Source organism: Streptomyces sp. NPDC048172 (assembly GCF_043202595.1).
Classification (GTDB): Bacteria; Actinomycetota; Actinomycetes; order Streptomycetales; family Streptomycetaceae; genus Streptomyces.
On sequence record NZ_JBIDAT010000001.1, the window covers coordinates 1,719,416 to 1,742,090 of the forward strand.

Annotated in this window: 21 protein-coding genes, 1 pseudogene and 1 riboswitch; of the genes and pseudogenes, 20 read left to right on the plus strand and 2 right to left on the minus strand. The window is 71.4% G+C overall.

Annotation, left to right across the window (positions count from 1 at the left end):
• The first annotated feature begins 3 nt into the window (after window positions 1–3).
• The 11 genes from rplS (at window position 4) to ACGF3A_RS07990 (ending at window position 10,200) form a co-directional block, all read left to right on the plus strand.
• Window positions 4–354 carry a 50S ribosomal protein L19 gene (rplS, locus tag ACGF3A_RS07940; RefSeq protein WP_393726852.1) on the plus strand — a complete coding sequence of 117 codons (351 nt, stop codon included), beginning with the start codon at window positions 4–6 and terminating at the stop codon, window positions 352–354.
• A 43-nt stretch (window positions 355–397) separates the two neighbouring features.
• Window positions 398–1,096 (plus strand): signal peptidase I, encoded by a 699-nt coding sequence (gene lepB, locus ACGF3A_RS07945; protein ID WP_393726854.1) that lies wholly within the window; start codon window positions 398–400, stop codon window positions 1,094–1,096.
• Window positions 1,089–2,810, plus strand: a complete 1,722-nt coding sequence (gene lepB, locus ACGF3A_RS07950) for a signal peptidase I (protein ID WP_393726856.1) — start codon at window positions 1,089–1,091, stop codon at window positions 2,808–2,810. The genes lepB (ACGF3A_RS07945) and lepB (ACGF3A_RS07950) overlap by 8 nt, the downstream gene beginning before the upstream one ends.
• Window positions 2,773–3,693: a signal peptidase I gene (gene lepB / locus ACGF3A_RS07955; protein WP_393726858.1), complete on the plus strand. Its 921-nt coding sequence runs from the start codon at window positions 2,773–2,775 to the stop codon at window positions 3,691–3,693. The genes lepB (ACGF3A_RS07950) and lepB (ACGF3A_RS07955) overlap by 38 nt, the downstream gene beginning before the upstream one ends.
• A 96-nt stretch (window positions 3,694–3,789) precedes the next feature.
• Complete coding sequence (gene lepB / locus ACGF3A_RS07960) at window positions 3,790–4,527, plus strand: signal peptidase I (protein ID WP_393726860.1); 738 nt, start codon at window positions 3,790–3,792, stop codon at window positions 4,525–4,527.
• A 39-nt stretch (window positions 4,528–4,566) separates the two neighbouring features.
• Window positions 4,567–4,890, plus strand: a complete 324-nt coding sequence (locus tag ACGF3A_RS07965) for a DUF2469 domain-containing protein (RefSeq protein WP_393726862.1) — start codon at window positions 4,567–4,569, stop codon at window positions 4,888–4,890.
• 199 nt (window positions 4,891–5,089) lie between these two features.
• On the plus strand, window positions 5,090–5,473 hold the full coding sequence (locus tag ACGF3A_RS07970) for a YraN family protein (protein ID WP_393726864.1): 384 nt from the start codon (window positions 5,090–5,092) through the stop codon (window positions 5,471–5,473).
• On the plus strand, window positions 5,473–7,089 hold the full coding sequence (locus ACGF3A_RS07975) for a YifB family Mg chelatase-like AAA ATPase (RefSeq protein WP_393726866.1): 1,617 nt from the start codon (window positions 5,473–5,475) through the stop codon (window positions 7,087–7,089). Before ACGF3A_RS07970 ends, ACGF3A_RS07975 begins: the two co-directional genes overlap by 1 nt.
• A 173-nt stretch (window positions 7,090–7,262) precedes the next feature.
• Window positions 7,263–8,411, plus strand: a complete 1,149-nt coding sequence (gene dprA, locus ACGF3A_RS07980; RefSeq protein WP_393726868.1) for a DNA-processing protein DprA — start codon at window positions 7,263–7,265, stop codon at window positions 8,409–8,411.
• Window positions 8,412–8,690: 279 nt separating this feature from the next.
• On the plus strand, window positions 8,691–9,536 hold the full coding sequence (gene whiG, locus ACGF3A_RS07985; RefSeq protein ID WP_393726870.1) for an RNA polymerase sigma factor WhiG: 846 nt from the start codon (window positions 8,691–8,693) through the stop codon (window positions 9,534–9,536).
• A gap of 106 nt (window positions 9,537–9,642) precedes the next feature.
• Window positions 9,643–10,200 carry a TetR/AcrR family transcriptional regulator gene (locus tag ACGF3A_RS07990; protein WP_393727222.1) on the plus strand — a complete coding sequence of 186 codons (558 nt, stop codon included), beginning with the start codon at window positions 9,643–9,645 and terminating at the stop codon, window positions 10,198–10,200.
• A gap of 349 nt (window positions 10,201–10,549) precedes the next feature.
• Here ACGF3A_RS07990 and ACGF3A_RS07995 read toward each other — a convergent pair.
• A pseudogene (locus ACGF3A_RS07995) lies at window positions 10,550–11,128 on the minus strand (peptidoglycan DD-metalloendopeptidase family protein); the annotation flags it as partial.
• A 372-nt stretch (window positions 11,129–11,500) separates the two neighbouring features.
• On the opposite strand from ACGF3A_RS07995, the gene rpsB reads away from it, so the two are divergent.
• From rpsB to ACGF3A_RS08040, 9 genes are all read left to right on the plus strand, one after another.
• The gene (gene rpsB, locus ACGF3A_RS08000; protein ID WP_393726872.1) at window positions 11,501–12,454 is read left to right on the plus strand and encodes a 30S ribosomal protein S2; all 954 of its coding nucleotides are present in this window, start codon (window positions 11,501–11,503) and stop codon (window positions 12,452–12,454) included.
• 137 nt (window positions 12,455–12,591) lie between these two features.
• On the plus strand, window positions 12,592–13,428 hold the full coding sequence (gene tsf, locus ACGF3A_RS08005; protein WP_393726874.1) for a translation elongation factor Ts: 837 nt from the start codon (window positions 12,592–12,594) through the stop codon (window positions 13,426–13,428).
• Window positions 13,429–13,592: 164 nt separating this feature from the next.
• A complete protein-coding gene (pyrH, locus tag ACGF3A_RS08010) occupies window positions 13,593–14,345 on the plus strand; it encodes a UMP kinase (protein WP_393726876.1) in 753 nt (250 codons plus the stop codon).
• 149 nt (window positions 14,346–14,494) lie between these two features.
• The gene (frr, locus tag ACGF3A_RS08015; RefSeq protein WP_393726878.1) at window positions 14,495–15,052 is read left to right on the plus strand and encodes a ribosome recycling factor; all 558 of its coding nucleotides are present in this window, start codon (window positions 14,495–14,497) and stop codon (window positions 15,050–15,052) included.
• 64 nt (window positions 15,053–15,116) lie between these two features.
• Entirely contained in the window at window positions 15,117–16,241 is a 1,125-nt protein-coding gene (locus tag ACGF3A_RS08020) for a phosphatidate cytidylyltransferase (RefSeq protein ID WP_393726880.1), read from the plus strand.
• A 77-nt stretch (window positions 16,242–16,318) separates the two neighbouring features.
• Complete coding sequence (gene rlmN / locus ACGF3A_RS08025; protein WP_393726882.1) at window positions 16,319–17,425, plus strand: 23S rRNA (adenine(2503)-C(2))-methyltransferase RlmN; 1,107 nt, start codon at window positions 16,319–16,321, stop codon at window positions 17,423–17,425.
• A gap of 72 nt (window positions 17,426–17,497) precedes the next feature.
• Window positions 17,498–17,631: riboswitch (TPP riboswitch) on the plus strand.
• Window positions 17,628–18,704: a thiamine ABC transporter substrate binding subunit gene (locus tag ACGF3A_RS08030; protein ID WP_393727224.1), complete on the plus strand. Its 1,077-nt coding sequence runs from the start codon at window positions 17,628–17,630 to the stop codon at window positions 18,702–18,704. (Overlaps the previous riboswitch by 4 nt.)
• Complete coding sequence (locus tag ACGF3A_RS08035; protein ID WP_393726884.1) at window positions 18,680–20,377, plus strand: ABC transporter permease; 1,698 nt, start codon at window positions 18,680–18,682, stop codon at window positions 20,375–20,377. The genes ACGF3A_RS08030 and ACGF3A_RS08035 overlap by 25 nt, the downstream gene beginning before the upstream one ends.
• Window positions 20,378–21,412 carry an ABC transporter ATP-binding protein gene (locus ACGF3A_RS08040; RefSeq protein WP_393726886.1) on the plus strand — a complete coding sequence of 345 codons (1,035 nt, stop codon included), beginning with the start codon at window positions 20,378–20,380 and terminating at the stop codon, window positions 21,410–21,412.
• A gap of 219 nt (window positions 21,413–21,631) precedes the next feature.
• Here ACGF3A_RS08040 and ACGF3A_RS08045 read toward each other — a convergent pair whose 3' ends face one another.
• Window positions 21,632–22,645: a hypothetical protein gene (locus ACGF3A_RS08045; protein ID WP_393726888.1), complete on the minus strand. Its 1,014-nt coding sequence runs from the start codon at window positions 22,643–22,645 to the stop codon at window positions 21,632–21,634.
• Between the last annotated feature and the right edge of the window lie 30 nt (window positions 22,646–22,675).

Genomic DNA, 22,675 nt, shown 5'->3' on the forward strand with positions numbered 1-22,675 from the left:
CACATGTCTCACCTTCTCGACAGCGTCGACGCCGCGTCCCTGCGCAGCGACCTCCCGGCCTTCCGCCCGGGCGACACCGTCAACGTGCACGTGCGCGTCATCGAGGGCAACCGCTCTCGTGTGCAGCAGTTCAAGGGCGTCTGCATCCGCCGCCAGGGCGCCGGTGTCCGTGAGACCTTCACGGTCCGCAAGGTCAGCTTCAGTGTCGGCGTCGAGCGCACCTTCCCGGTGCACACCCCGATCGTCGAGAAGATCGAGGTCGTGACCCGCGGTGACGTCCGCCGCGCCAAGCTGTACTACCTGCGTGACCTGCGCGGCAAGGCCGCGAAGATCAAGGAGAAGCGCGAGAGCTGATCTCCCGCCGCGTCCGTTCCGGCGCCGGTTAGGCTTCGGCTCGATGGACACGGACGCACAGCACGACGAACCGGAGCGCGATCGCTCTCCCGACCCCGAAGAGGGAAGGAAGAGCCGGTCGCGCTCCTTTCGTGTCGGCGTCGGCGCCGCTGTGCTGGTCGGCGTCCTCTTGCTGACCAGCGCCTTTGTGGTGCAGCCTTTTCTGATTCCGAGCTCTTCGATGGAGCCGACCCTGCGCGTCGGTGACCGGGTCATGGTGAACAAGCTCGCCTACCGGTTCGGCAACCATCCGGGGCGCGGAGACGTTGTGGTCTTTGACGGCACCGGAAATTTCGCGGGGGAAGAGGGCTCCGAGGGGAACCCTGTGACCACTCTCCTGCGCAAGGCCGGAGCCGTGACCGGCCTGGTCGAGCCCGCCGAGTCGGACTATGTGAAGCGCGTGATCGGCGTCGGGGGCGACCGGGTGAGCTGCTGCGACAAGCGGGGGAGGATCGAGGTGAACGGTGAGCCGGTGGACGAAAGCTATCTGCACCCCGGAGACACACCCTCTGCCGTTCCCTTCGAGACGGAGGTCCCGAGCGGGCGGCTGTGGGTGATGGGCGACCACCGCTCCATGTCGAGCGACTCCCGCGACCATCTGGGAGAGCCGGGCGGCGGCACCGTCCCCGTCGACCGCGTCATCGGCCGCGCCGACTGGATCGGCTGGCCGTTCGGCCGCATGGGCTCGGTGCGCCATGGCTGACCGCCGCGGTCAGCGGCCGCCCGGAGGCCACCAGGGCCCGCCCGGGCCCCCCGGCCCCGGCCCCGGCCCCCGGCCGCCCCGCCGGTACGCGTACGGCGTCCCGAGCGAGTACGACGCCGAGCCCCCGGCCCCGGCCCCCCGCCCCCCGGTCCAGGGCGGCCCCGTCCCGTACGACGCGCCGCCTCCGCAGCAGACGTACGAGGCGTATGAGTCGTACGAGTCGTACGGGACGTATGAGCAGCACGGGCAGCACGGGCAGCACGGGGGAGGCGGATACGGCTACGGCGAGCCGTACGACAGCAACGGATCGGGGCCGTACAACGGCAACGGTCAGGGCCCGTACGGCGGCAACGGACAGGCCCCGTACAACGGCAACGGGGCAGGGACGTACGACGGCAACGGCCGCCCGTACGACTACAACGGCGGTTACGACTACAGCGAGCCCTTCGACTACTCCGCGCCTCCCGGCCAGCAGGGGTACCCGGCCCAGCCGGGCCCGGGTCCGGGTCAGGGCCCGTACGCGCAGCGGCCCGCGCCCGTACCGGCGCCCGCGCCTGTGCCGGAACCCGCGCCCGCGCCCGTACACGCGCCCGTACCGGAGAGGGAGCCGGAGGCCGGGGCGGACGCCTACGCCGATCCCGCCGAGGGAGACGGCGAGGACCCGGCCGAGACCGGGGCCGGGACCGGGACCGGGCGGCGTTCGCTGCGCGGCCCCGGGCAGGGGCGGGCCGACCGGCGGCGGGCCGCCAAGCGGATCAAGCGCCGCCGCAGGCTCTCGGCGACCAAGGAGATACCGATCCTCATCGGGGTCGCGCTCCTGATCGCGCTGGTGCTCAAGACGTTCCTCGTGCAGGCGTTCGTCATTCCGTCCGGCTCGATGGAGCAGACCATCAAGATCGGCGACCGGGTGCTGGTCGACAAGCTCACGCCGTGGTTCGGCTCGAAGCCGGAGCGCGGTGACGTCGTCGTCTTCAAGGACCCGGGCGGCTGGCTGGAGAAGGAGAAGAAAAAGAAGGAAGACCCCCCGATCGGCATCAAGCAGGGGAAGGAATTCCTGACCTTCATAGGCCTGCTGCCCTCCGACGACGAGCAGGACCTGATCAAGCGGGTCGTCGGGGTCGGCGGCGACACGGTGCGGTGCTGCGACAAGCAGGGCCGGGTGACGGTGAACGGCGAACCTCTGAACGAGCCGTACCTGCATCCGGGGAACAAGCCTTCGCAGCTCAAGTTCAAGGTGCAGGTCCCCGTCGGACGGGTATTCGTGATGGGTGACCACAGGTCGAACTCGGCCGACTCCCGGTATCACCTGCGGGAGCCGGACAAGGGGACGATTCCGGAGGACCTCGTCGTCGGACGGGCGGTCGTGATCGCATGGCCGTTCGGGCACTGGCGGCGGCTGGAAGAACCCGAGACATATGCTTCGGTACCGGATGCGCGCGGCGCACCCGCCTCGGCGTCCGGGGCCAGTAACAATCCAGTGGTACAACTCCCGTTCTCTGCGGAACTCCCGCTCGTTATGGGAGTGGTGGGCCTGTACCGGCTCTCGGACAGGCGGCAGCGCAGTGTAAGGAGTGGATGTGGGGGACTTGGCGGTTGGCGCACGGTCCGGTTCCGGCGATCCGGAGGACGAGCGTCCCGGCGTACGGGGCGGGACGGGCGACAAGGAGCCGCCCGCCGTGGAGAGAGCGGCCGGTGGCGCGGCCGCCGGGACTGACGGGGACGGAACCGCCGCCGCGACCTCACGGAGCGGCGCGGGCAAGAACAAGAAGCAGCGTTCCTTCTGGAAGGAACTGCCCATCCTGATCGGCATCGCGCTGATCCTGGCGCTGCTGATCAAGACGTTCCTGGTGCAGGCGTTCTCCATCCCGTCCGACTCGATGCAGAACACCCTGCAGCGGGGCGACAGGGTGCTCGTCGACAAGCTCACGCCGTGGTTCGGATCGACCCCGGAGCGCGGCGAGGTCATCGTCTTCCACGACCCGGGCGGCTGGCTGCCCGAGGCGCAGATCGAGGAGAACATCGTCCAGAAGGGCCTCAGCTTCATCGGCCTGATGCCCTCGGCGAACGAGAAGGACCTGATCAAGCGCGTCATCGCGGTCGGCGGCGACACCGTCGAGTGCAAGGAGAACGGCAAGGTCAAGGTCAACGGCACGGCCCTGAACGAGACCTCGTACCTGTACCCGGGCAACACGCCCTGCGGCGACAAGCCGTTCGGGCCGTTGAAGGTGCCGGACGGCAAGCTGTGGGTCATGGGCGACCACCGTCAGGACTCGCTCGACTCGCGGTACCACCAGAACCAGCCCGGCGGCGGCTTCGTCCCCGAGCAGCAGGTCGTGGGCCGCGCCATCGTCAAGGCCTGGCCGATCAACCGCTGGGGCATGCTGCCGGTGCCGGACACCTTCGACCAGAAGGGCATCTCGGCCCAGGCGGCCGCCGCCGCGCCCGCCGCGCTCGGCCTGGCCGGTGCCGTCCCGCTGGTGCTGTGGCGCCGCAGGCGGCTGCTCGGCAAGGACGCGGCCAGGGAGCTCGGCAGGGACAAGGTCAGCGACGCGGCCATGGACACGGCCAGGGACGTCTCGGCGGCTGACAAGGGCTGACGCCGTCGGGTACCCGCGGGTAGGGTGCGCGCAGATCTTCGGGGCCCCGCTTCGGCGGGGCCCCGGGAGCGTGACGGACGACCCGGGAGTGCGGCGATGAGCGAGGCGGTACGGAGCGGCGAGGGCCGCGGCCGGCTGGGCGGAGTGCTGTCCGGAGCGGCCGTGGCCCTCGGCTGTGTGCTCTTCCTGGGCGGCTTCATCTGGGGAGCCGTGCTCTACCAGCCGTACACGGTGCCGACCGACTCCATGCACCCCACCGTGAAGGCCGGAGACCGCGTCCTGGCAGAACGTACGGACGGCGACACGGTCCGGCGCGGCGACGTCGTCGTCTTCCAGGACGCGGTGTGGGGCGCGTCGCCCATGGTCAAGCGGGTGGTCGGCGTCGGCGGGGACAAGGTCGCCTGCTGCGACAAGGACGGCAGGCTGACGGTGAACGGGAAGTCCGTCGACGAGCCGTATCTGCGTTCGACGAGCAAGGGCGGGCAGCGGGCCTTCGAGCCGACGGCCATCCCCCGCGACAAGCTCTTCCTGCTCGGCGACAACCGCTTGGAGTCGCTGGACTCGCGCGTCCACCTGGAGGACGGCGACAAGGGCGCCGTGCCCCGCTCCGCCGTGAAGGCGCGTGTCGACGCCGTGGCCTGGCCCATCAACGGTTTCGGGACGCTCCCCGAGCCGCCCGGCTTCGCCGCGCTGCCGGGCGGCACCTCGGAACCCGGGCCGCTCCGGCTCATCGAGACCGCGATCCTCGCGGGCGCCGTCCTCATCCTCGGCGGAGCCGCGTACGGACCGATCGCGCGGCGCATGTCATCTTCGGCCCGGGACCGGGCAGGGTGACGCACAATAGGGGGACGCACGGCTGAAGGGGAACATGCCATGAGTGCCGAGGACCTCGAGAAGTACGAGACCGAGATGGAGCTCAAGCTCTACCGGGAGTACCGAGATGTCGTCGGGCTGTTCAAGTACGTGATCGAGACCGATCGCCGCTTCTACCTCACCAACGATTACGAGATGCAGGTGCACTCGGTCCAGGGCGAGGTCTTCTTCGAGGTCTCGATGGCGGACGCGTGGGTGTGGGACATGTACAGGCCCGCCCGGTTCGTCAAACAGGTGCGCGTGCTCACCTTCAAGGACGTGAACATCGAGGAGCTCAACAAGAGCGACCTCGACCTTCCGGAGGACACGGGCTTCAAGGGATGACGTCTGGGGCGCCTGAAGCGCCCAGGACGCCCGGGCTCACGCCTGAGGCGCCCAGGTTCATGCCTGAAGCTCCCCGGCTCCTGCACGTTCACCCGCCAGGGTGAGCGAGTTATCCACAGGAGCCGGGTTATCCCCGGAAAAAAAGCCGATCCCCGCGCCGCCTCCCGGCCCGGCACATTCGATGCCGGAGGTGGTGCGGATGAACGCCCGAGTGGCAATCGGCCGCTATGGAGAAGACCTGGCCGCACGCCGGCTGCGAGAAGAGGGCATGGCCGTCCTCGTGCGGAACTGGCGATGCGCCGAAGGAGAGATCGACCTCATCGCACGCGACGCCGACGCGCTCGTCGTCTGCGAGGTCAAGACACGCCGCGCGACCCGCCACGGAGTGTTCGAACATCCCATGGCGGCCCTGCCGCCCAGCAAGACCGCCCGCCTGCGCCGCCTCGCCGCCCGCTGGCTCAGCGACCACTGGCTCACCCGGTACGGGCGCCTCCCACCCGGAGGAGTCCGCATCGACCTCGTCGGTGTCCTGCTCCCCGAGCGCGGGGCACCCATGATCCAGCACGTACGGGGAGTGGGCTGATGGGATTCGCACGCACCTGCGCCGTGGCACTCGTCGGGGTCGACGGCGTCCTCGTCGAGGTCCAGGCCGATCTGGAACCGGGCGTCACCGCCTTCACCCTCGTCGGCCTCCCCGACAAGAGCCTGACCGAGAGCCGCGACAGAGTCCGCGCCGCCATCGTGAACTCCGGCGTCGCCTGGCCGCAGAAGAAGCTCACCGTCGGCCTCAGCCCCGCCTCCGTCCCCAAGGGCGGCAGCGGCTTCGACATCGCAGTGGCCTGCGCCATCCTCGCCGCCGCCGAGCGCGTCGACCCGAGGGAGATCGCCGGACTGACCATGATCGGCGAGCTCGGCCTCGACGGCAGCGTCCGCCCCGTGCGCGGCGTCCTGCCCGCCGTCCTCGCCGCGGCCGACGCCGGATACAAGCGCGTCGTCGTCCCCGAGCAGGCAGCCCCCGAAGCCTCCCTCGTCCCCGACGTCACCGTCCTCGGCGTCCGCAGCCTCCGGCAGCTCATCGCCCTGCTCACCGACGAACCCGTCCCCGAGGAGGAGACCCCGCAGGACGGCGAGCCCCCGGCCCCCTTCCTCGCCGGTCTCCCCGCCCTCCCCGACACCGCCCCCGGACTCATCGGCATGCCGGGCACCGAGCACGTGGTCGACCTCGCCGACGTCGCCGGACAGACCCGCGCCCGCCACGCCCTGGAGATCGCCGCCGCCGGCCGGCACCACGTCTTCTTCGAAGGCCCGCCCGGAGCGGGCAAGACCATGCTCGCCGAGCGCCTCCCCGGGCTGCTCCCCGCCCTCACCCCACAGGAATCGCTGGAGGTCACCGCCGTCCACTCCGTCGCCGGAGCCCTGCCGCCCGGCCAGCCCCTCGTCAGCAGGCCGCCCTACTGTGCCCCGCACCACTCAGCCACCATGGCGGCCCTCGTCGGAGGTGGCAGCGGGCTGCCCCGCCCCGGCGCCGTCTCCCTCGCACACCATGGCGTGCTTTTTCTCGATGAAGCCGCCGAATGTGCGACGAGAGTCCTCGACGCGCTGCGGCAGCCCCTCGAATCGGGCAGCATCGTCGTCGCCCGCGCCGCCGGAATGATGCGCATGCCCGCCCGCTTCCTCCTCGTCCTCGCCGCCAACCCCTGCCCCTGCGGGCTGTACGGGGGCCCGGGAGGCGAATGCGAATGCAGGCCCGCCACCGTCCGGCGCTACCGCGCCCGGCTCTCCGGCCCGCTCCTGGACCGGGTGGATCTGCGCGTCGGCGTCGAACCCCTGGCCCGCCATCAGCTGCTCGCCCACGGGGCCCCGTCCGAGACGAGCGCCCAGGTGGCCGTCCGCGTCCGCGAAGCACGGGAGCGGGCCGCGGCGCGCTTCTTCGGCACATCCTGGACCGCCAACAGCGAGGTCCCCGGCCACGAGCTCCGTACCCGTTACCCGGCCCTGCCCGGAGCCCTCGGCGAGGCCGAGGAGGACCTGGAGTGCGGCAGGCTCACCGCCCGGGGCCTCGACCGCGTCCTCCGCGTCGCCTGGACCGTCGCCGACCTCGCGGGCCACGACCGCCCCACCCACGAGGACGTGAACCTCGCACTGGAGCTCCGCACCGGAGTCCGGCGCGGCGCCGCCCTCCAGGGAGACTTCGCATGAGCGGGGCCGCCGAGCCGGGCGCCGGCCGCCAGCCCTCACCACTGCCACTGCCACTGCCGGGGCCGGGGCCGGAGCCCGGGGAGGGGTCGGGTGAGGCGAGGCGCGCGACGGCGGACGTGGAGGTGCCGCGCCGGTCACATGGCCCGGAGGCCCGTGCAGTGCTCCGGGCGCCCATGGCCCCGGGGGAGTGCGGCCCGGACACGGAGCGCCTCGCCAGGGCCGCGCTCACCAGAATCGCCGACCCCGGCGACCAGCGGATGGGCGAGTGGCTGGAGAAGTACGGACCCCACGAGATCCTGGCCGCGCTCGACTCCGACGGCCCGGCGCTCCCCGGCGCCAGCGCACAGCGATGGACGGGCCTCCGGCTCAGGGCCGAGGCGGCCCACCCCGAGGAGGACCTCGCCCGCGCCCAGGAAAGAGGAGGCCGCTTCCTCTGCCCCGGCGACCCGGAATGGCCCCGCCAGCTCGACGACCTGGGCACCGCCAGACCCTTCGGCCTCTGGGTGCGCGGCACCCCCTCCCTCCGCTACTGGTCCCTGCGCTCCGTGGCCGTCGTCGGCGCCCGCGCCTGCACCGACTACGGCGCGCACACGGCGGCACACCTCGGCGCCGACCTCGCCGAACGGGGCTGGACTGTGGTCTCCGGCGCGGCCCACGGCATCGACGGCGCGGCGCACCGAGGCGCCATGGCCCTGCACGGACCCACCGTCGGAGTGCTCGCCTGCGGCGTCGACGTCGCCTACCCGCCCGGCCACCGAGAACTCATCGAACGCCTCGCGGAGCGCGCCCTGCTGGTCGCCGAGCTCCCGCCCGGGGACCACCCCACCCGCAGCAGATTCGTCCTCAGGAACCGGGTGATCGCCGCACTCACCCGGGGCACCGTGGTCGTCGAGGCGGCACTGCGCAGCGGTTCCCTCGTGACCGCGCGTCACGCCCAGCGCCTCGGGCGCCACACCATGGGCGTCCCCGGCCCCGTGACCTCCGGCCTCTCCGCGGGCGTGCACGAACTGCTGCGCGCAGAAGCCTCCCTGGTCACCGACGCCGCCGAGATCATCGAACTCGTCGGGACCATCGGTGACCTGGCCCCCGCGCGGCGCGGACCGGCCGTCGCACGCGACCTGTTGAGCGGCGACACCGCCCGCGTCCTGGAGGCACTGCCCGCCCGTCACCCCGTCACCGTCGAGCAGTTGGCCCGCGCCGCGAGCACCCCGCCCGCCCTCGCCCTCGCACGGCTCCATGAGCTGCGGGCCCTCGGATTCGTCGAACGCGAAGGCGATGGCTGGCAGTTGATCCGCTCACCTGACCGACACTCCATCGGGTGATGAGGCGGTCCTTGACCTGGGGCTATCGAGTGAAAGGCTGAACCATGTGCACCCACCCGCCGCTCGGCGCCCTCCGGTGCCGCCGTGCACGTGGTCACCCGCACCGCACCCGCGCCCCGGGAGGAGCACACCTCACCGCGTGGCGGAACGATCACTACGTCGCACAATGCGACGCCACAGTCACGTTACGCTCACACCATCTCTCAATGAGACGCACGGCCCCCATTCCTACAGGCACACCTACAGACCACCATCCAGCAGAACGGCTCAAGGCGACGCATGCCTCAGCACATCCCAGGGCCTGACCGCACGGCCACCGCCGCAGCACCGACCGCCGTCGATGACGCTGCGCCCAGGACCGCGCCCAGCACGCTGGATGAGCTCTGGCGGTCGTACAAGGGAACGGGCGACGGCAGGCTGCGCGAGCAACTCATCCTGCACTATTCGCCGCTGGTCAAGTACGTCGCGGGCCGCGTCAGCGTCGGCCTCCCCTCCAACGTGGAGCAGGCCGACTTCGTCTCCTCCGGGATCTTCGGGCTGATCGACGCCATCGAGAAGTTCGACCCCGAGCGCTCCATCAAGTTCGAGACCTACGCCATCACCCGAATCCGCGGCGCCATGATCGACGAACTCCGCGCCCTGGACTGGATCCCCCGCTCCGTCCGCCAGAAGGCCCGCGCCGTCGAGCGGGCCTACGCCACCCTGGAAGCCAAGTTCCGCCGCAGCCCCTCCGAGGCCGAGGTCGCCGCGGAGATGGACATCCCCGTCGAAGAACTCCACGGCGTCTTCAGCCAGTTGTCCCTCGCCAACGTCGTCGCCCTCGAAGAGCTGCTCCACGTGGGCGGTGAAGGCGGCGACAGGCTCAGCCTGATGGACACCCTCGAGGACACCGCCGCCGACAACCCCGTCGAGGTCGCCGAGGACCGTGAGCTGCGCCGTCTCCTCGCCCGCGCCATCAACACCCTCCCGGACAGGGAGAAGACGGTCGTCACCCTCTACTACTACGAGGGCCTCACCCTCGCCGAGATCGGCCAGGTACTGGGCGTCACCGAGAGCCGCGTCAGCCAGATCCACACCAAGTCCGTCCTCCAGCTCCGGGCCAAGCTCGCCGACGTCGGGCGCTGACGCGGCGGCCGTATCGCTGAATCGGTCCTGCCGATCGGGCCTGCCCGTATGACGTACGGCCTCACCTCCGTAAGCTAGAAGCGTGCCCAGGATTCGAGCGGCCTCCGTGGCCGAGCACCGGACCATGCAGCGCGCGGCCCTGCTGGACGCCGCCAGGTCACTCCTGTCCGAAGGCGGAACGGAGGCCCTGACCTTCCCCGCCCTCGCGCAGAGCACGGGCCTCGCGCGCTCCTCCGTCTACGAGTACTTCCGCTCGCGCGCCGCCGTCGTCGAGGAACTGTGCGCCGTCGACTTCCCCGTCTGGGCGGCCGAGGTCGAGGCCGCCATGGCCGAGGCCGGGACGCCGGAGGCCAAGGTCGAGGCGTACGTCCGACAGCAGCTCGCCCTCGTCGGCGACCGGCGCCACCGGGCCGTCGTCGCGATCTCCGCGGGCGAGCTGGACGCCGGCGCCCGTGAGCGGATCCGCGCCGCCCATGGCGGCCTGATCGCGATGGTCGTCGAAGCCCTCGCCGACCTCGGCCATGAACAGCCGAGGCTCGCGGCGATGCTGCTTCAGGGCGTGGTCGACTCCGCGGTCCGCCGGATCGAGCTCGGCGCCGCCGAGGACCCCCAGGAGATCGCGGACGCCGCCGCGGCCATGGCCCTCCGCGGTGTCCAGGGCTGACCCCAGGAACGCCAGGGACCCCCGTGGCCCACGTGGTCCACGGGGCCCGTCGGGAACGGCGCCGCCCCGTGGGATTGCGCCGGAGCAGGCGCCGGTGGGCCCAGGCAGCCGTGAGCGCCAGAAGCAGCGCACCCCCGGCCGTACCGCCGCCCGTCGGCACCCCCGCGGGGGCGTCCCTCCGCACCGCCCCGGCCCTGCCCCGGTCGTCACCCTCCGGGAACGGCACCCCGAACACCGGCAGCAGCCGTGACGGCCCGCCGCCCAGCAGCGCCGCGGGGAGCAGCGACAGCGGGTCGAGATAGCGCGTGCCCCGCAGCAGCCCCCAGTGCAGGCACCGCATGCGGCCCGGACAGTGCCCGGCGCCACCGGCGGGCCGCGCGGCCGTCAGCGTGCCGACGACCTCCCCGGCGGCCACCCGCTCGCCCTTGCGGACAGAGGCGCGCACCGGCTCGTACGTGAGGCGCAGCGGCGGCCTTCCCGTGCCCCGCAGCGTGACCGCGACCACCCCACGGCCCGCGACCTTCCCCGCGAAGGACACCCGCCCCGGCGCGGCCGCCCGCACCCGCTGACCGATCCGGGCCGCCAGATCGACCCCCCGGTGCCCGGCCTGCCACGGCTCGGGCGGCGGCTCCCAGGCCCGTACGACGAGGGGGCGGCGAGCACCGGAGCCCCCGGCAACAGGCCACGCGCGTCCCCCACCCCCTCCCCCCTCCCCGCCCCCTCCGCCTCCTCCGTCCTCTCCACCCGCCCGGTCCCGGGGAGCTCCCGCACCCGGTGTGTTGGGGAGCCGGGTTCCGGGTGCGGGAGCGTCTTGGGGGCGCGCGCCTGGGGCTGAGGCGCCCGTGATCACTGTCAGCGCGAGGGCGACGAGGGTGATCGTGAGGGCCGTCAGGAGGCGGGGCCTGGGGTGGGGGGTGTGGCGGTGCATGGGAATACGGTGGTGGGGATTGTCGGGGGAGGGGGATCATGGGGGATTTCTGTGGGTAACTCATGGGTTGTGGACAACGGCGTCACTCGTGGGAGGGGGGTGGGGTCCGCCGCGGGGCAGGTCCGGGCCGTCCGTGGTCACCCCGTGGGACACGGTCCGCCGTCCGGGTCCCGTACACTCTTGGTGCGGCCCGGGTGACCGGGCTGACTTCGCACGCCCCGCCACCCTCACCCGGTGGCCGCGTATCTCGGTCCTCGGAGCGGCCGGTCAGAAGGTTCTGGCCACCCTCCCGGGCAGCGCGTCAGGGGCGTCAGGCAAGCGGTGGCCGGTCCGGCCGCCGCTGATGACAACCGAGTACCAAGGAGAACGGCCATGGCCGTCGTCACGATGCGGGAGCTGCTGGAGAGCGGCGTCCACTTCGGGCACCAGACCCGTCGCTGGAACCCGAAGATGAAGCGCTTCATCTTCACCGAGCGCAATGGCATCTACATCATCGACCTGCTCCAGTCGCTGTCGTACATCGACCGCGCCTACGAGTTCGTCAAGGAGACCGTCGCGCACGGCGGCTCGATCATGTTCGTCGGCACCAAGAAGCAGGCCCAGGAGGCCATCGCCGAGCAGGCCACCCGCGTGGGCATGCCCTACGTGAACCAGCGCTGGCTCGGCGGCATGCTGACCAACTTCTCGACGGTCTACAAGCGTCTGCAGCGCCTCAAGGAGCTGGAGCAGATCGACTTCGAGGACGTGGCCGCCTCCGGCCTCACCAAGAAGGAGCTGCTCGTCCTCTCCCGCGAGAAGGCCAAGCTGGAGAAGACCCTCGGCGGTATCCGCGAGATGCAGAAGGTGCCCAGCGCCGTCTGGATCGTGGACACCAAGAAGGAGCACATCGCCGTCGGTGAGGCGCGCAAGCTCAACATCCCGGTCGTCGCGATCCTCGACACCAACTGCGACCCGGACGAGGTCGACTACAAGATCCCGGGCAACGACGACGCGATCCGCTCCGTCACCCTGCTCACCCGCGTGATCGCCGACGCCGTCGCGGAGGGCCTCATCGCCCGTTCGTCCGGTGGCTCCGGCGAGGGCAAGGGCGAGAAGGCCGCCGGCGAGCCGCTGGCCGAGTGGGAGCGTGAGCTCCTGGAGGGCGAGAAGGCGGAGAAGGCCGAGGCCGCCGCCGAGACCGCCGAGCGTCCCGCCGAGGCCTCCGAGGTCAAGGACGAGGCCGCCGCCGAGGCCGAGGTGCAGACCTCCGCCGAGACCGAGAAGGCCGCGGACGCCGAGCAGGCCGTCGCCGAGCAGGCCGACGAGAAGCCCGCCGAGCAGGCCTGACCGTCAGCCCGTTCCGGGCAGAGGTTTCACGGTGATACGGCGGGGGCCGGGTGCCCCCGCCGTACACCCGTGAAGCGCCCCGGTCTGTCGCAGACCGATCCCACCTCATCGACTTTTCGAGAAGAGATTCACAGACCATGGCGAACTACTCCGCCGCCGACGTCAAGAAGCTCCGGGAGCTCACCGGCGCCGGCATGATGGACTGCAAGAAGGCGCTGGACGAGGCCGAGGGCAACGTCGACAAGGCCGTCGAGATCCTGCGCGTCAAGGGCCAGAAGGGCGTCGCCAAGCGCGAGAGCCGTACGGCCGAGAACGGCGCGGTCGTCGTCCGTATCGCCGACGACAGCACCGCCGGTGTGCTCGTCGAGCTGAAGTGCGAGACCGACTTCGTCGCCAAGGGCGAGAAGTTCGTCGCCGTCGCCGAGGCCATCGCCGCGCACGTCGAGGCGACCTCCCCGGCCGACATCGACGCGCTGCTGGCCTCGGAGATCGAGTCCGGCAAGACCGTCCAGGCGTACGTCGACGAGGCCAACGCGAGCCTCGGCGAGAAGATCGTGCTGGACCGCTTCGCGCAGTTCTCCGGCGCGTTCGTCGGTTCGTACCTGCACCGCACCAGCCCGGACCTGCCCCCGCAGGTCGGCGTGCTGGTCGAGCTGGACAAGGCCGACGCGGGCATCGCGAAGGACGTCGCGCAGCACATCGCCGCGTTCGCGCCGAAGTACCTGTCCGAGGACGAGGTTCCGGCCGATGTCGTCGCCAACGAGCGTCGCATCGCCGAGGAGACGGCGAAGGAGGAGGGCAAGCCGGAGGCCGCCCTTCCGAAGATCGTCGAGGGCCGGGTGAAGGGCTTCTTCAAGGAGAACACCCTCCTCGACCAGCCGTTCGCCAAGGACAACAAGAAGTCCGTCCAGAAGGTTCTGGACGAGGCCGGTGTCACGCTGAAGCGCTTCGCCCGCTTCCGCGTCGGCGCCTGACGGCCCCCTGACGTATCCCGCAGGCCGGTTCCGTACACCGGAACCGGCACGGGCCCGATAGGGTCGGGCACAGGGCAGTTGTGACGAGGAGGCCATTGCCGTGATGGGAACCCGCGAGGATCCGACGGCAATGGCCTCCTTCGTATGTGCACGAGGAGATCTCCATGAGCAATGACACCGACAAAGACGGCGACCGTCGGCGGCGCTTTCTGCTGAAGCTTTCCGGCGAGGCGTTCGCCGGTGGAGGCGGGCTCGGTGTCGACCCAGACGTCGTGCACAAAGTGGCCCGGGAGATCGCCTCGGTCGTCCGGGAGGGGTACGAGGTCGCCGTGGTCATCGGCGGCGGCAACTTCTTCCGCGGCGCCGAGCTCCAGCAGCGCGGCATGGACCGGGCGCGCTCCGACTACATGGGCATGCTCGGCACGGTGATGAACTGCCTCGCGCTCCAGGACTTCCTGGAGAAGGAAGGCATCGACTCCCGCGTGCAGACCGCCATCACCATGGGCCAGGTCGCCGAGCCGTACATCCCGCTGCGCGCCGTGCGGCACCTGGAGAAGAGCCGCGTGGTGATCTTCGGTGCGGGCATGGGCATGCCGTACTTCTCCACCGACACCACGGCGGCCCAGCGGGCGCTGGAGATCAACGCCGAGGTGATGCTGATGGGCAAGAACGGCGTCGACGGTGTCTACGACTCCGACCCCGCGCACAACGCGTCGGCCGTGAAGTTCGACGCGCTGGGGTACGACGAGGTCATCACCCGCGACCTCAAGGTCGCGGACATGACCGCGATCACCCTGTGCCGCGACAACAAGCTGCCGATTCTCGTCTTCGAGCTGCTGGCCGAAGGCAATATCGCGCGGGCGGTCAAGGGTGAGAAGATCGGCACCTTGGTCAGCAACCAGGGGACCCGGGACTGACCCGGTACGGGGATGGACAACAGCCTGCCGGTCGGACACCGTGCAGGAATCAGGGCACTGCGGGGGCCGGAGCCGTACCGCGGCGCGGTTCCCCGCGTCATCGCCCCGGATGAAGCAGTCAGGCTCATTCATCGAACCAGGAGCACGTGGTGATCGAAGAGACCCTCCTCGAAGCCGAGGAAAAGATGGAGAAGGCGGTCGTCGTCGCCAAGGAGGACTTCGCCGCTATTCGCACCGGCCGTGCGCACCCGGCGATGTTCAACAAGATCGTGGCGGACTACTACGGCGCGCTCACGCCGATCAACCAGCTGGCGTCGTTCTCGGTGCCGGAGCCCCGGATGGCCGTGGTGACCCCGTTCGACAAGAGCGCGCTGCGCAACATCGAGCAGGCCATCCGTGACTCGGACCTGGGGGTGAACCCGTCCAACGACGGCCACATCATCCGGGTGGTCTTCCCGGAGCTGACCGAGGAGCGCCGCAGGGAGTTCATCAAGGTCGCCAAGACCAAGGGCGAGGACGCGAAGATCTCGATCCGCAGCGTCCGCCGCAAGGCCAAGGAGACCCTGGACAAGGCCATCAAGGACGGCGAGGTCGGCGAGGACGAGGGCCGGCGGGGCGAGAAGGAGCTGGACGACACCACCACGAAGTACGTCGCGCAGGTGGACGAGCTGCTCAAGCACAAGGAATCCGAGCTGCTCGAAGTCTGACGGGCGCCGAAGCCCGAGCGTCCGCCGTCCACGATCCGAGGTCCAAGGCCGAAGGCTGCAATCTGTGAACGACTCAACCTGGGGAGCGCCGCCACCGAGCGCGGGGTACTGGGGCCCTCCCGACCAGGGGCCCGCCGTGTCCGGAGCGGCTCCTCCGCGTGACGCCGGGGCGCCTGCCGGGCACGACGTAGGCGGCGATGTGTCGCAGACTCGGCCTATGCCCATTGTGTCCGACCCAGGTGACTCCGGCGGTCCGGAGGAGCGCCCGCGCTTCCATGACGAGCGCTTCCGTGACGAGCCGGAGGGCCGCGGCGCCCAGGAGCCCGCCCCCGCCACCGCCCCCGCGCCCGCTCCCGAAGAGGACAGGGGGAAGAAGAGGGCGGGCCGTGACCTGCGTGCGGCCATAGGGGTGGGCCTCGGCCTGGGTGTGGTGATCCTGGCCTCGCTCTTCCTCTACAAGCCGGTCTTCGTCGGCGTGATCGTCGTCGCCGTCGTGGTGGGCCTGTGGGAGCTGACGTCGCGGCTGAACGAGCGCAAGGGCATCCGGGCCCCCCTGGTGCCCCTGGCGGTCGGCGGCGCCGCCATGGTCGTCGCGGGCTATGTGCGGGGCGCGGAGGGCGCCTGGGTGGCCGTGGCGCTCACGGCGCTCGCGGTCCTGGTGTGGCGGATGACGGAGCCGCCCGCGGACTATCTGCGGGACGTGACGGCGGGTGTGTTCGCCGCGTTCTACGTGCCGTTCCTGGCGACGTTCGTCGCGCTGATGCTCGCGGCGGACGACGGGCCGTGGCGCGTGCTGACCTTCCTGATCCTCACGGTCGTCAGCGACACCGGCGCGTACGCGGTGGGCTGGCGGTTCGGTACGCACAAGCTCGCCCCCCGTATCAGCCCCGGGAAGACCCGGGAGGGCCTGGTCGGGGCTGTGGCGTTCGCCATGGCGGCGGGGGCGCTGTGCACCCAGTTCATGATCGACGACGGGAGCTGGTGGCAGGGGCTCCTGATGGGGCTCGCCGTCGCGGTCACCGCGACCCTGGGTGACCTGGGCGAATCGATGATGAAGCGGGACCTGGGCATCAAGGACATGGGCACCCTGCTGCCGGGGCACGGCGGCATCATGGACCGCCTGGACTCGCTGCTGCCGACGGCGCCGGTGGTGTGGCTGCTGTTCGTGGTGTTCGTCGGCGCGGGCTGAGTCCCGGGCCGAGTCCCAGGCGGTCGAACGGCTGAGCGGAACGAATGCCGTCGATCGTCTGCGACACTGGTGAGGTTATGCCTGCACCCGGAGAACTGACTTTCGTCGCCCCCCGCGGGGTCAAGAAGCCGCCGCGGCACCTTGCCGATCTCACGCCCGAGGAGCGCCGCGAGGCCGTCGCAGCGGCGGGCGAGAAGCCCTTCCGCGCCAAGCAGCTCTCGCAGCACTATTTCGCGCGCCTGGCGCACGCCCCGGAGCAGTGGACGGACATCCCCGCGGCGGCCCGGGAGAAGCTCGCGGCGGAGCTGCTGCCCGAGCTGATGACCGTGGTGCGGCACATCACGTGCGACAACGACACGACCCGTAAGACGCTGTGGAAGCTGCACGACGGGACGCTCGTCGAGTCCGTGCTGATGCGGTATCCGGACCGGGCGACGATGTGCATCAGCTCGCAGGCGGGCTGCGGGATGAACTGCCCGTTCTGCGCCACCGGGCAGGCGGGCCTCGACAGGAACCTGTCGACGGCCGAGATCGTGCACCAGATCGTCGACGGCATGCGCGCCCTGCGCGACGGGGAGGTCCCCGGCGGCTCCGCGCGGATCTCGAACATCGTCTTCATGGGCATGGGCGAGCCCCTCGCCAACTACAAGCGGGTCGTCGGCGCCATCCGGCGGCTGACCGACCCCGAGCCCGACGGGCTGGGCATCTCCCAGCGGGGCATCACCGTCTCGACGGTGGGTCTCGTCCCGGCGATGCTGCGCTTCGCCGACGAAGGCTTCAAGTGCCGCCTCGCGGTCTCCCTGCACGCCCCCGACGACGAGCTGCGCGACACCCTCGTACCGGTCAACACCCGGTGGAAGGTGAGCGAGGTCCTGGACGCCGCGTGGGAGTACGCGGCCAAGTCGGGCCGCCGCGTCTCCATCGAGTACGCGCTGATCCGCGACATCAACGACCAGGCGTGGCGGGCCGACCTGCTGGGCCGGCTGTTGAAGGGCAAGCGGGTCCATGTGAACCTGATCCCGCTCAACCCGACGCCCGGTTCGAAGTGGACCGCGTCCCGCCCGGAGGACGAGGCGGAGTTCGTACGGACGCTGGAATCGCACGGTGTGCCCGTGACCGTGCGGGACACCCGGGGGCAGGAGATCGACGGCGCGTGCGGCCAGCTCGCGGCGACCGAGCGCTGATCCTGGCTGATCCCGGCTGATGCCTGACTGATATCGTTCGAACAGGGTCACGTCATGGTGGCCTGACAACCTCACAGCCGACAGGGGAGCGCTCACAGCGCTGAGAGTGCGGCCGTCCGTGCGCGGGACAGAGCATCGCGTGCGGCGCCGCAGACCCTCGAACCTCGCCCGGGTCATGCCGGGTAGGAAGTCGATGCACACGATGAAGAAGCACGCGCGGCGCGCCGCTGCCGCCACCACCGCCGTCCTCGCTCTCGCCCTCGTCGCCACCGGCTGCGGCGGCTCGGGCAGCGGAGACGACTCCAAGACCGTCACGCTCGTCACCCACGACTCCTTCGCCGCCTCCAAGAAGGTCCTCAAGGACTTCACGGAGAAGACCGGCTACAAGGTGAAGGTCCTGCGCGGCGGCGACGCCGGGTCGGCCGTCAGCCAGGCCGTCCTCAACAAGGACCATCCGCAGGGCGACGTCCTGTTCGGCGTCGACAACACCCTGCTCTCCCGCCCCCTCGACAAGGGCGTCTTCGCGCCGTACGAGGCCAAGGGACTCGGCAAGGTGCCCGAGGAGCACCAGCTCGACGCGGGCAAGCACCGGGTCACCCCCGTCGACACGGGCGACATCTGCGTCAACTACGACCGCGCCTGGTTCGAGCGCAAGAAGCTCGCGCCGCCGCGCACCCTCGACGACCTGGTCAAGCCCAAGTACAAGAACCTCCTGGTCACCGAGAACGTCGCCAGTTCCTCGCCGGGCCTCGGCTTCCTCCTCGCCACCGCCGCCAAGTACGGCGACAAGGACTGGCAGGGCTACTGGAAGAAGCTCCGCGCCAACGGTGTCGAGGTCGTCGACAGCTGGGAACAGGCGTACAACGACCGCTTCAGCGGCTCCCGCGGCGGCAAGGGCAAGGGCGACCGCCCCCTCGTCGTCTCCTACGCCTCCAGCCCGCCCGTCGAGGTCCTCGGCAAGAAGCCGCAGCCGAAGCAGGCGCCGACCGGCATCGCCAAGGACACCTGCTTCCGGCAGACCGAGTTCGCCGGGCTGCTGAACGGCGCGAAGAACACCAAGGGCGGCAAGGCACTGCTGGACTTCCTGGTCAGCAAGGAGTTCCAGGAGGACATGCCGCTCCAGATGTTCGTCAACCCCGTCCGGAAGGACGCGGCGCTGCCGGAGCTGTTCACCGAGTACGGCGAGAAGATCGACGACCCGGCCACCATGGCCCCGGACCGGATCGCCAAGAACCGTGAGCAGTGGATCAAGACATGGACCTCGCTCGTCGTGAAGTAGCCGCTCCGTCCCGGCCCCGGCCCCGGCGGGACGTCCGCGGCACCTGGACGCGGCTGGGACTGATGGCCGTGCCCGCCGTGTTCTTCGCGGTGTTCTTCGCATGGCCCGTGGCCGCGATCGTCGGGCGGGGGCTGCGCGAGGGAGGGCACTGGCACACCGGGCGCGTGGGGCAGGTCCTCACCGACCCCGACGTGCTGCACGTGCTGTGGTTCACGCTGTGGCAGGCCCTGGCCTCCACCGGTCTCACCCTGGCGCTGGCGCTGCCCGGCGCGTACGTGTTCGCGCGGCTCGACTTCCCCGGCAAGGGGCTGCTGCGGGCCGTGGTGACCGTCCCGTTCGTCCTGCCGACCGTCGTGGTCGGCTCGGCGTTCCTCGCGCTCGCCGGGCGCGGGGGCGTCCTGGACGAGTGGTTCGGGGTGCGGCTGGACACCGGGGTGTGGGCGATCCTGCTCGCGCACGTGTTCCTCAACTACGCCGTCGTGCTGCGCACCGTCGGCGGCCTGTGGGCGCAGCTCGACCCCCGCCAGGAGGAGGCGGCGCGGGTGCTGGGGGCCGGGCGGTTCGCCGCGTGGCGGCGGGTCACGCTGCCCGCGCTGGCGCCGTCGCTGGCCGCCGCCGCGCTGATCGTCTTCCTGTTCACCTTCACCAGCTTCGGCGTCATCCAGGTCCTCGGCGGCCCCCGCTACGCCACGCTGGAGGTGGAGATCTACCGGCAGACCGCCACCCTCCTCGACCTGCCGACGGCCGCCGTCCTCACGCTCCTCCAGTTCGCCGCCGTCGCCGCGCTGCTCGCCGTGCACGCCTGGTCGCTGCGGAAGCGGGAGACGGCACTCAGCCTCGTACCGGCGCAGACCACCGCGCGCCGTCCCCGGGGGCCGTTCCAGTGGGCCGCGCTGTGGGCCGTGCTGGGGCTGACGCTGCTGCTCGTACTGGTGCCCCTCGCCGTCCTCGTCGAACGGGCGTTCAACGGGCCGGACGGCTACGGGCTGGCGTTCTTCCGCGCCCTGGGCGAGGAGTCGGACAGCGCCACGTTCGTCGTCGCGCCCGCCGCCGCCATCGGCAACTCCCTCGCGTACGCGGCCGTCGCCACGCTCATCGCGCTCGTCATCGGCGGCCTGGCCGCCGCAGCCCTCACCCGGCGGGCGGGCAAGCTCGTGCGCGGGTTCGACGCGCTGCTGATGCTGCCGCTGGGGACCTCCGCGGTCACCGTCGGGTTCGGCTTCCTCATCGCCCTGGACGAGCCGCCGCTGGACCTGCGCGACTCCTGGATCCTCGTCCCCCTCGCACAGGCGCTCGTGGGCGTGCCGTTCGTCGTACGGACCATGCTGCCCGTGCTGCGCGCCGTGGACGTACGGCTGCGGGAGGCGGCCGCCGTCCTGGGCGCCTCCCCGCTGCGGGCCTGGCGGGAGGTGGACCTGCCACTGGTGCGCAGGGCCCTGCTGGTCGCGGCGGGCTTCGCGTTCGCCGTGTCGCTGGGCGAGTTCGGCGCCACCGTCTTCATCGCCCGCCCCGACGCGCCGACCCTGCCCGTCGCCGTCGCCCGGCTGCTGGGGCGCGCGGGGGAGATGAACTACGGGCAGGCGATGGCGCTGAGCACCGTCCTGATGCTCGTGTGCGCGGGCACGCTGCTCGCGCTCGAACGCGTCCGCACCGACAGCCCAGGGGAGTTCTAGATGCTGCGACTGGACGGCGTCACCGTCCGCTTCGGCGCCCGCGTGGCGCTGGACGCGGTCAGCCTGGACGTCGAGGAGCACCACACCGTCTGCGTGCTGGGCCCGAGCGGCAGCGGGAAGTCCACCCTGCTGCGCGTCGTCGCCGGGCTCCAGCCCGCCGACGCCGGACGGGTGCTCCTGTCCGGGAACGACCAGAGCGGCGTGCCGCCCCACAAGCGGGGCGTCGGCCTGATGTTCCAGGACCACCAGCTCTTCCCCCAGCGGGACGTCGGCGGCAACGTCGCCTTCGGGCTGCGGATGCGCCGTACGGACAAGAAGGACGCCGAGGGCAGGGTCGCCGAACTGCTCTCCCTGGTCGGCCTGCCCGGGGCGCAGCGCAGGGCCGTCGGCGCGCTGTCCGGGGGCGAGCAGCAGCGGGTGGCGCTCGCACGGGCGCTCGCCCCGCAGCCGCGGCTGCTCATGCTGGACGAGCCGCTGGGGCAGCTCGACCGCAGCCTGCGCGAACGGCTCGTCGTCGAACTGCGCGGCCTCTTCCACCGCCTGGGCACCACCGTCCTGGCCGTCACCCACGACCAGGGCGAGGCGTTCGCGCTCGCCGACCGTGTCGTCGTCATGAACGAGGGCCGCGTCGCGCAGTCCGGGCCGCCCCTGGAGGTGTGGCAGCGGCCCGCCTCGGAGTTCGTCGCCCGCTTCCTCGGCTTCGACAACGTGGTGCCCGCCACCGTGCACGGCGAACTCGCCGACACGCCCTGGGGGAAGCTGCCCGTCGCCCCTGACGCCCCCGAGGGTGCCGACCGGGTCCTCGTCAGGCCCACCGGCGTGCGCCTCACGGCCCCCGAGGAGGGCCTGCGGTGCACGGTGGAGGCCCGCAGCTTCCGCGGCGGCAACGGCTCCTCCGTGACGGTGCTGCTCCGCCCCGCCGACGGGAACGGACCACGGCTGGAGGCCGCCTGCACACTGCGCGAGGCGCCGGAGGAGGGCGCCGAGGTCGGCGCGGTCTTCGACGCGCGCGACGTGGTGCCACTGGCCGCCTGACGGCCGCTTGACGGCCGCCTGAGACGCGCCCGTACGTACGGGCGTCGTACGTACGCGCGTCGTACGTACGGGCGCGCTTCACGTGCCGTCGCCGCAGCACCTTCGCGTCCGTACGTCCGTACGCTCGTACGTCGGTTCGTCAGTCCGTGTGACCGCGTGGGTCCGGCACCCGGGCGCCGACCCCCGGGTGCCGGACCCGCGTGGTCACACGGCGCGACGTCACAGCAGACCGCGGGACCACAGCAGGACGCGCTCCAGCAGCCGGGTCTCCTCGCCGAGGCGGGCCAGCCACTCCGAGCCGTAGTCCTGCACGGTGCGCGGCATCCGCAGCAGCTCCGTGCGGCCGTTCACCCGTGCCAGCAGCCCCTGCGACGTCAGCCCGTCCAGAGCCAGCCGGATCGACTCCGGGGACAGCTGCTCGTCCGCGCAGACCTTCTCCGCGGCGACGCGCGTGAACGTGCCGCCGAACGCGCTCAGCCGCGCCCACAGCAGCCGCTCCTGCGCCCTGCACAGCTCATGGCTCCAGCCGTGGCAGTGGCGCAGGGTGCGGTGCCTGCCCGGGACCTCGGAGCCGTTGCCGGACAGGCCGAGCGACGAGCCGCCCTCGGAGAGGCTCACCAGCAGCTCGCGGGGGGTGTGCGAGGTGAGCTGGCCCGCCGCGAGGCCGATCGCGAGCGGAAGGCAGTCCAGCCGCAGGCAGATCCTGCCCGCCGTGATCTTGTCCTCCTCGCTGGAGCCCAGGGACACACCGAGCTGCCCGGCGCGCAGCGCGAGCAGCTCCACCGCGTCCTCCAGCCGCAGCGGACCCATCGGCAGCACCGTCTCGCCCTCGGTGCCGAGCCTGCGCCGCGACGTCACCAGGGCTCTCACCCCCGAGGAGACGGCCAGCAGCTGGCCCAGCCCGCTGGCCGAAGGGGCCAGGAGGTGCTCGCAGTTGTCGATGAGCAGGAGCATCTCCTGCTCGCCCGCTGTCCGGCCGAGGGCTTGGAACATCTGCTCGGTGCCGCTCAGCCCCGCCATGTCGACCGCCACGACCGTGGCGCCGCTCCGGGCCGTCCGGTGGGCGGCCCCGGCCACCAGCGCGCTCTTGCCGACGCCGCCCAGGCCGACAACGGTCACCAGCCGCGACCGTTTCAGCAACCGGGACAGTTCGGCGGACTCCCAGCTCCGGCCGATGAGGTCAGGGCTGTCGCTCTGTGGTGCCCCGTCCTCGCGGTCGAAGATGCCTGCCATGAACACTGCCGCCTCCGCACAACGAGTTCC

Coding starts and splice junctions, on each gene's coding strand:
- rplS (WP_393726852.1), top strand. CDS start 4: ATGTCTCACCTTCTCGACAGCGTCGACGCCGCGTCCCTGCGCAGCGAC.
- lepB (WP_393726854.1), top strand. CDS start 398: ATGGACACGGACGCACAGCACGACGAACCGGAGCGCGATCGCTCTCCC.
- lepB (WP_393726856.1), top strand. CDS start 1,089: ATGGCTGACCGCCGCGGTCAGCGGCCGCCCGGAGGCCACCAGGGCCCG.
- lepB (WP_393726860.1), top strand. CDS start 3,790: ATGAGCGAGGCGGTACGGAGCGGCGAGGGCCGCGGCCGGCTGGGCGGA.
- ACGF3A_RS07965 (WP_393726862.1), top strand. CDS start 4,567: ATGAGTGCCGAGGACCTCGAGAAGTACGAGACCGAGATGGAGCTCAAG.
- ACGF3A_RS07970 (WP_393726864.1), top strand. CDS start 5,090: ATGAACGCCCGAGTGGCAATCGGCCGCTATGGAGAAGACCTGGCCGCA.
- ACGF3A_RS07975 (WP_393726866.1), top strand. CDS start 5,473: ATGGGATTCGCACGCACCTGCGCCGTGGCACTCGTCGGGGTCGACGGC.
- dprA (WP_393726868.1), top strand. CDS start 7,263: ATGGCCCCGGGGGAGTGCGGCCCGGACACGGAGCGCCTCGCCAGGGCC.
- whiG (WP_393726870.1), top strand. CDS start 8,691: ATGCCTCAGCACATCCCAGGGCCTGACCGCACGGCCACCGCCGCAGCA.
- rpsB (WP_393726872.1), top strand. CDS start 11,501: ATGGCCGTCGTCACGATGCGGGAGCTGCTGGAGAGCGGCGTCCACTTC.
- tsf (WP_393726874.1), top strand. CDS start 12,592: ATGGCGAACTACTCCGCCGCCGACGTCAAGAAGCTCCGGGAGCTCACC.
- pyrH (WP_393726876.1), top strand. CDS start 13,593: ATGAGCAATGACACCGACAAAGACGGCGACCGTCGGCGGCGCTTTCTG.
- rlmN (WP_393726882.1), top strand. CDS start 16,319: ATGCCTGCACCCGGAGAACTGACTTTCGTCGCCCCCCGCGGGGTCAAG.
- ACGF3A_RS08030 (WP_393727224.1), top strand. CDS start 17,628: ATGAAGAAGCACGCGCGGCGCGCCGCTGCCGCCACCACCGCCGTCCTC.
- ACGF3A_RS08035 (WP_393726884.1), top strand. CDS start 18,680: ATGGACCTCGCTCGTCGTGAAGTAGCCGCTCCGTCCCGGCCCCGGCCC.
- ACGF3A_RS08040 (WP_393726886.1), top strand. CDS start 20,378: ATGCTGCGACTGGACGGCGTCACCGTCCGCTTCGGCGCCCGCGTGGCG.
- ACGF3A_RS08045 (WP_393726888.1), bottom strand. CDS start 22,645: ATGGCAGGCATCTTCGACCGCGAGGACGGGGCACCACAGAGCGACAGC.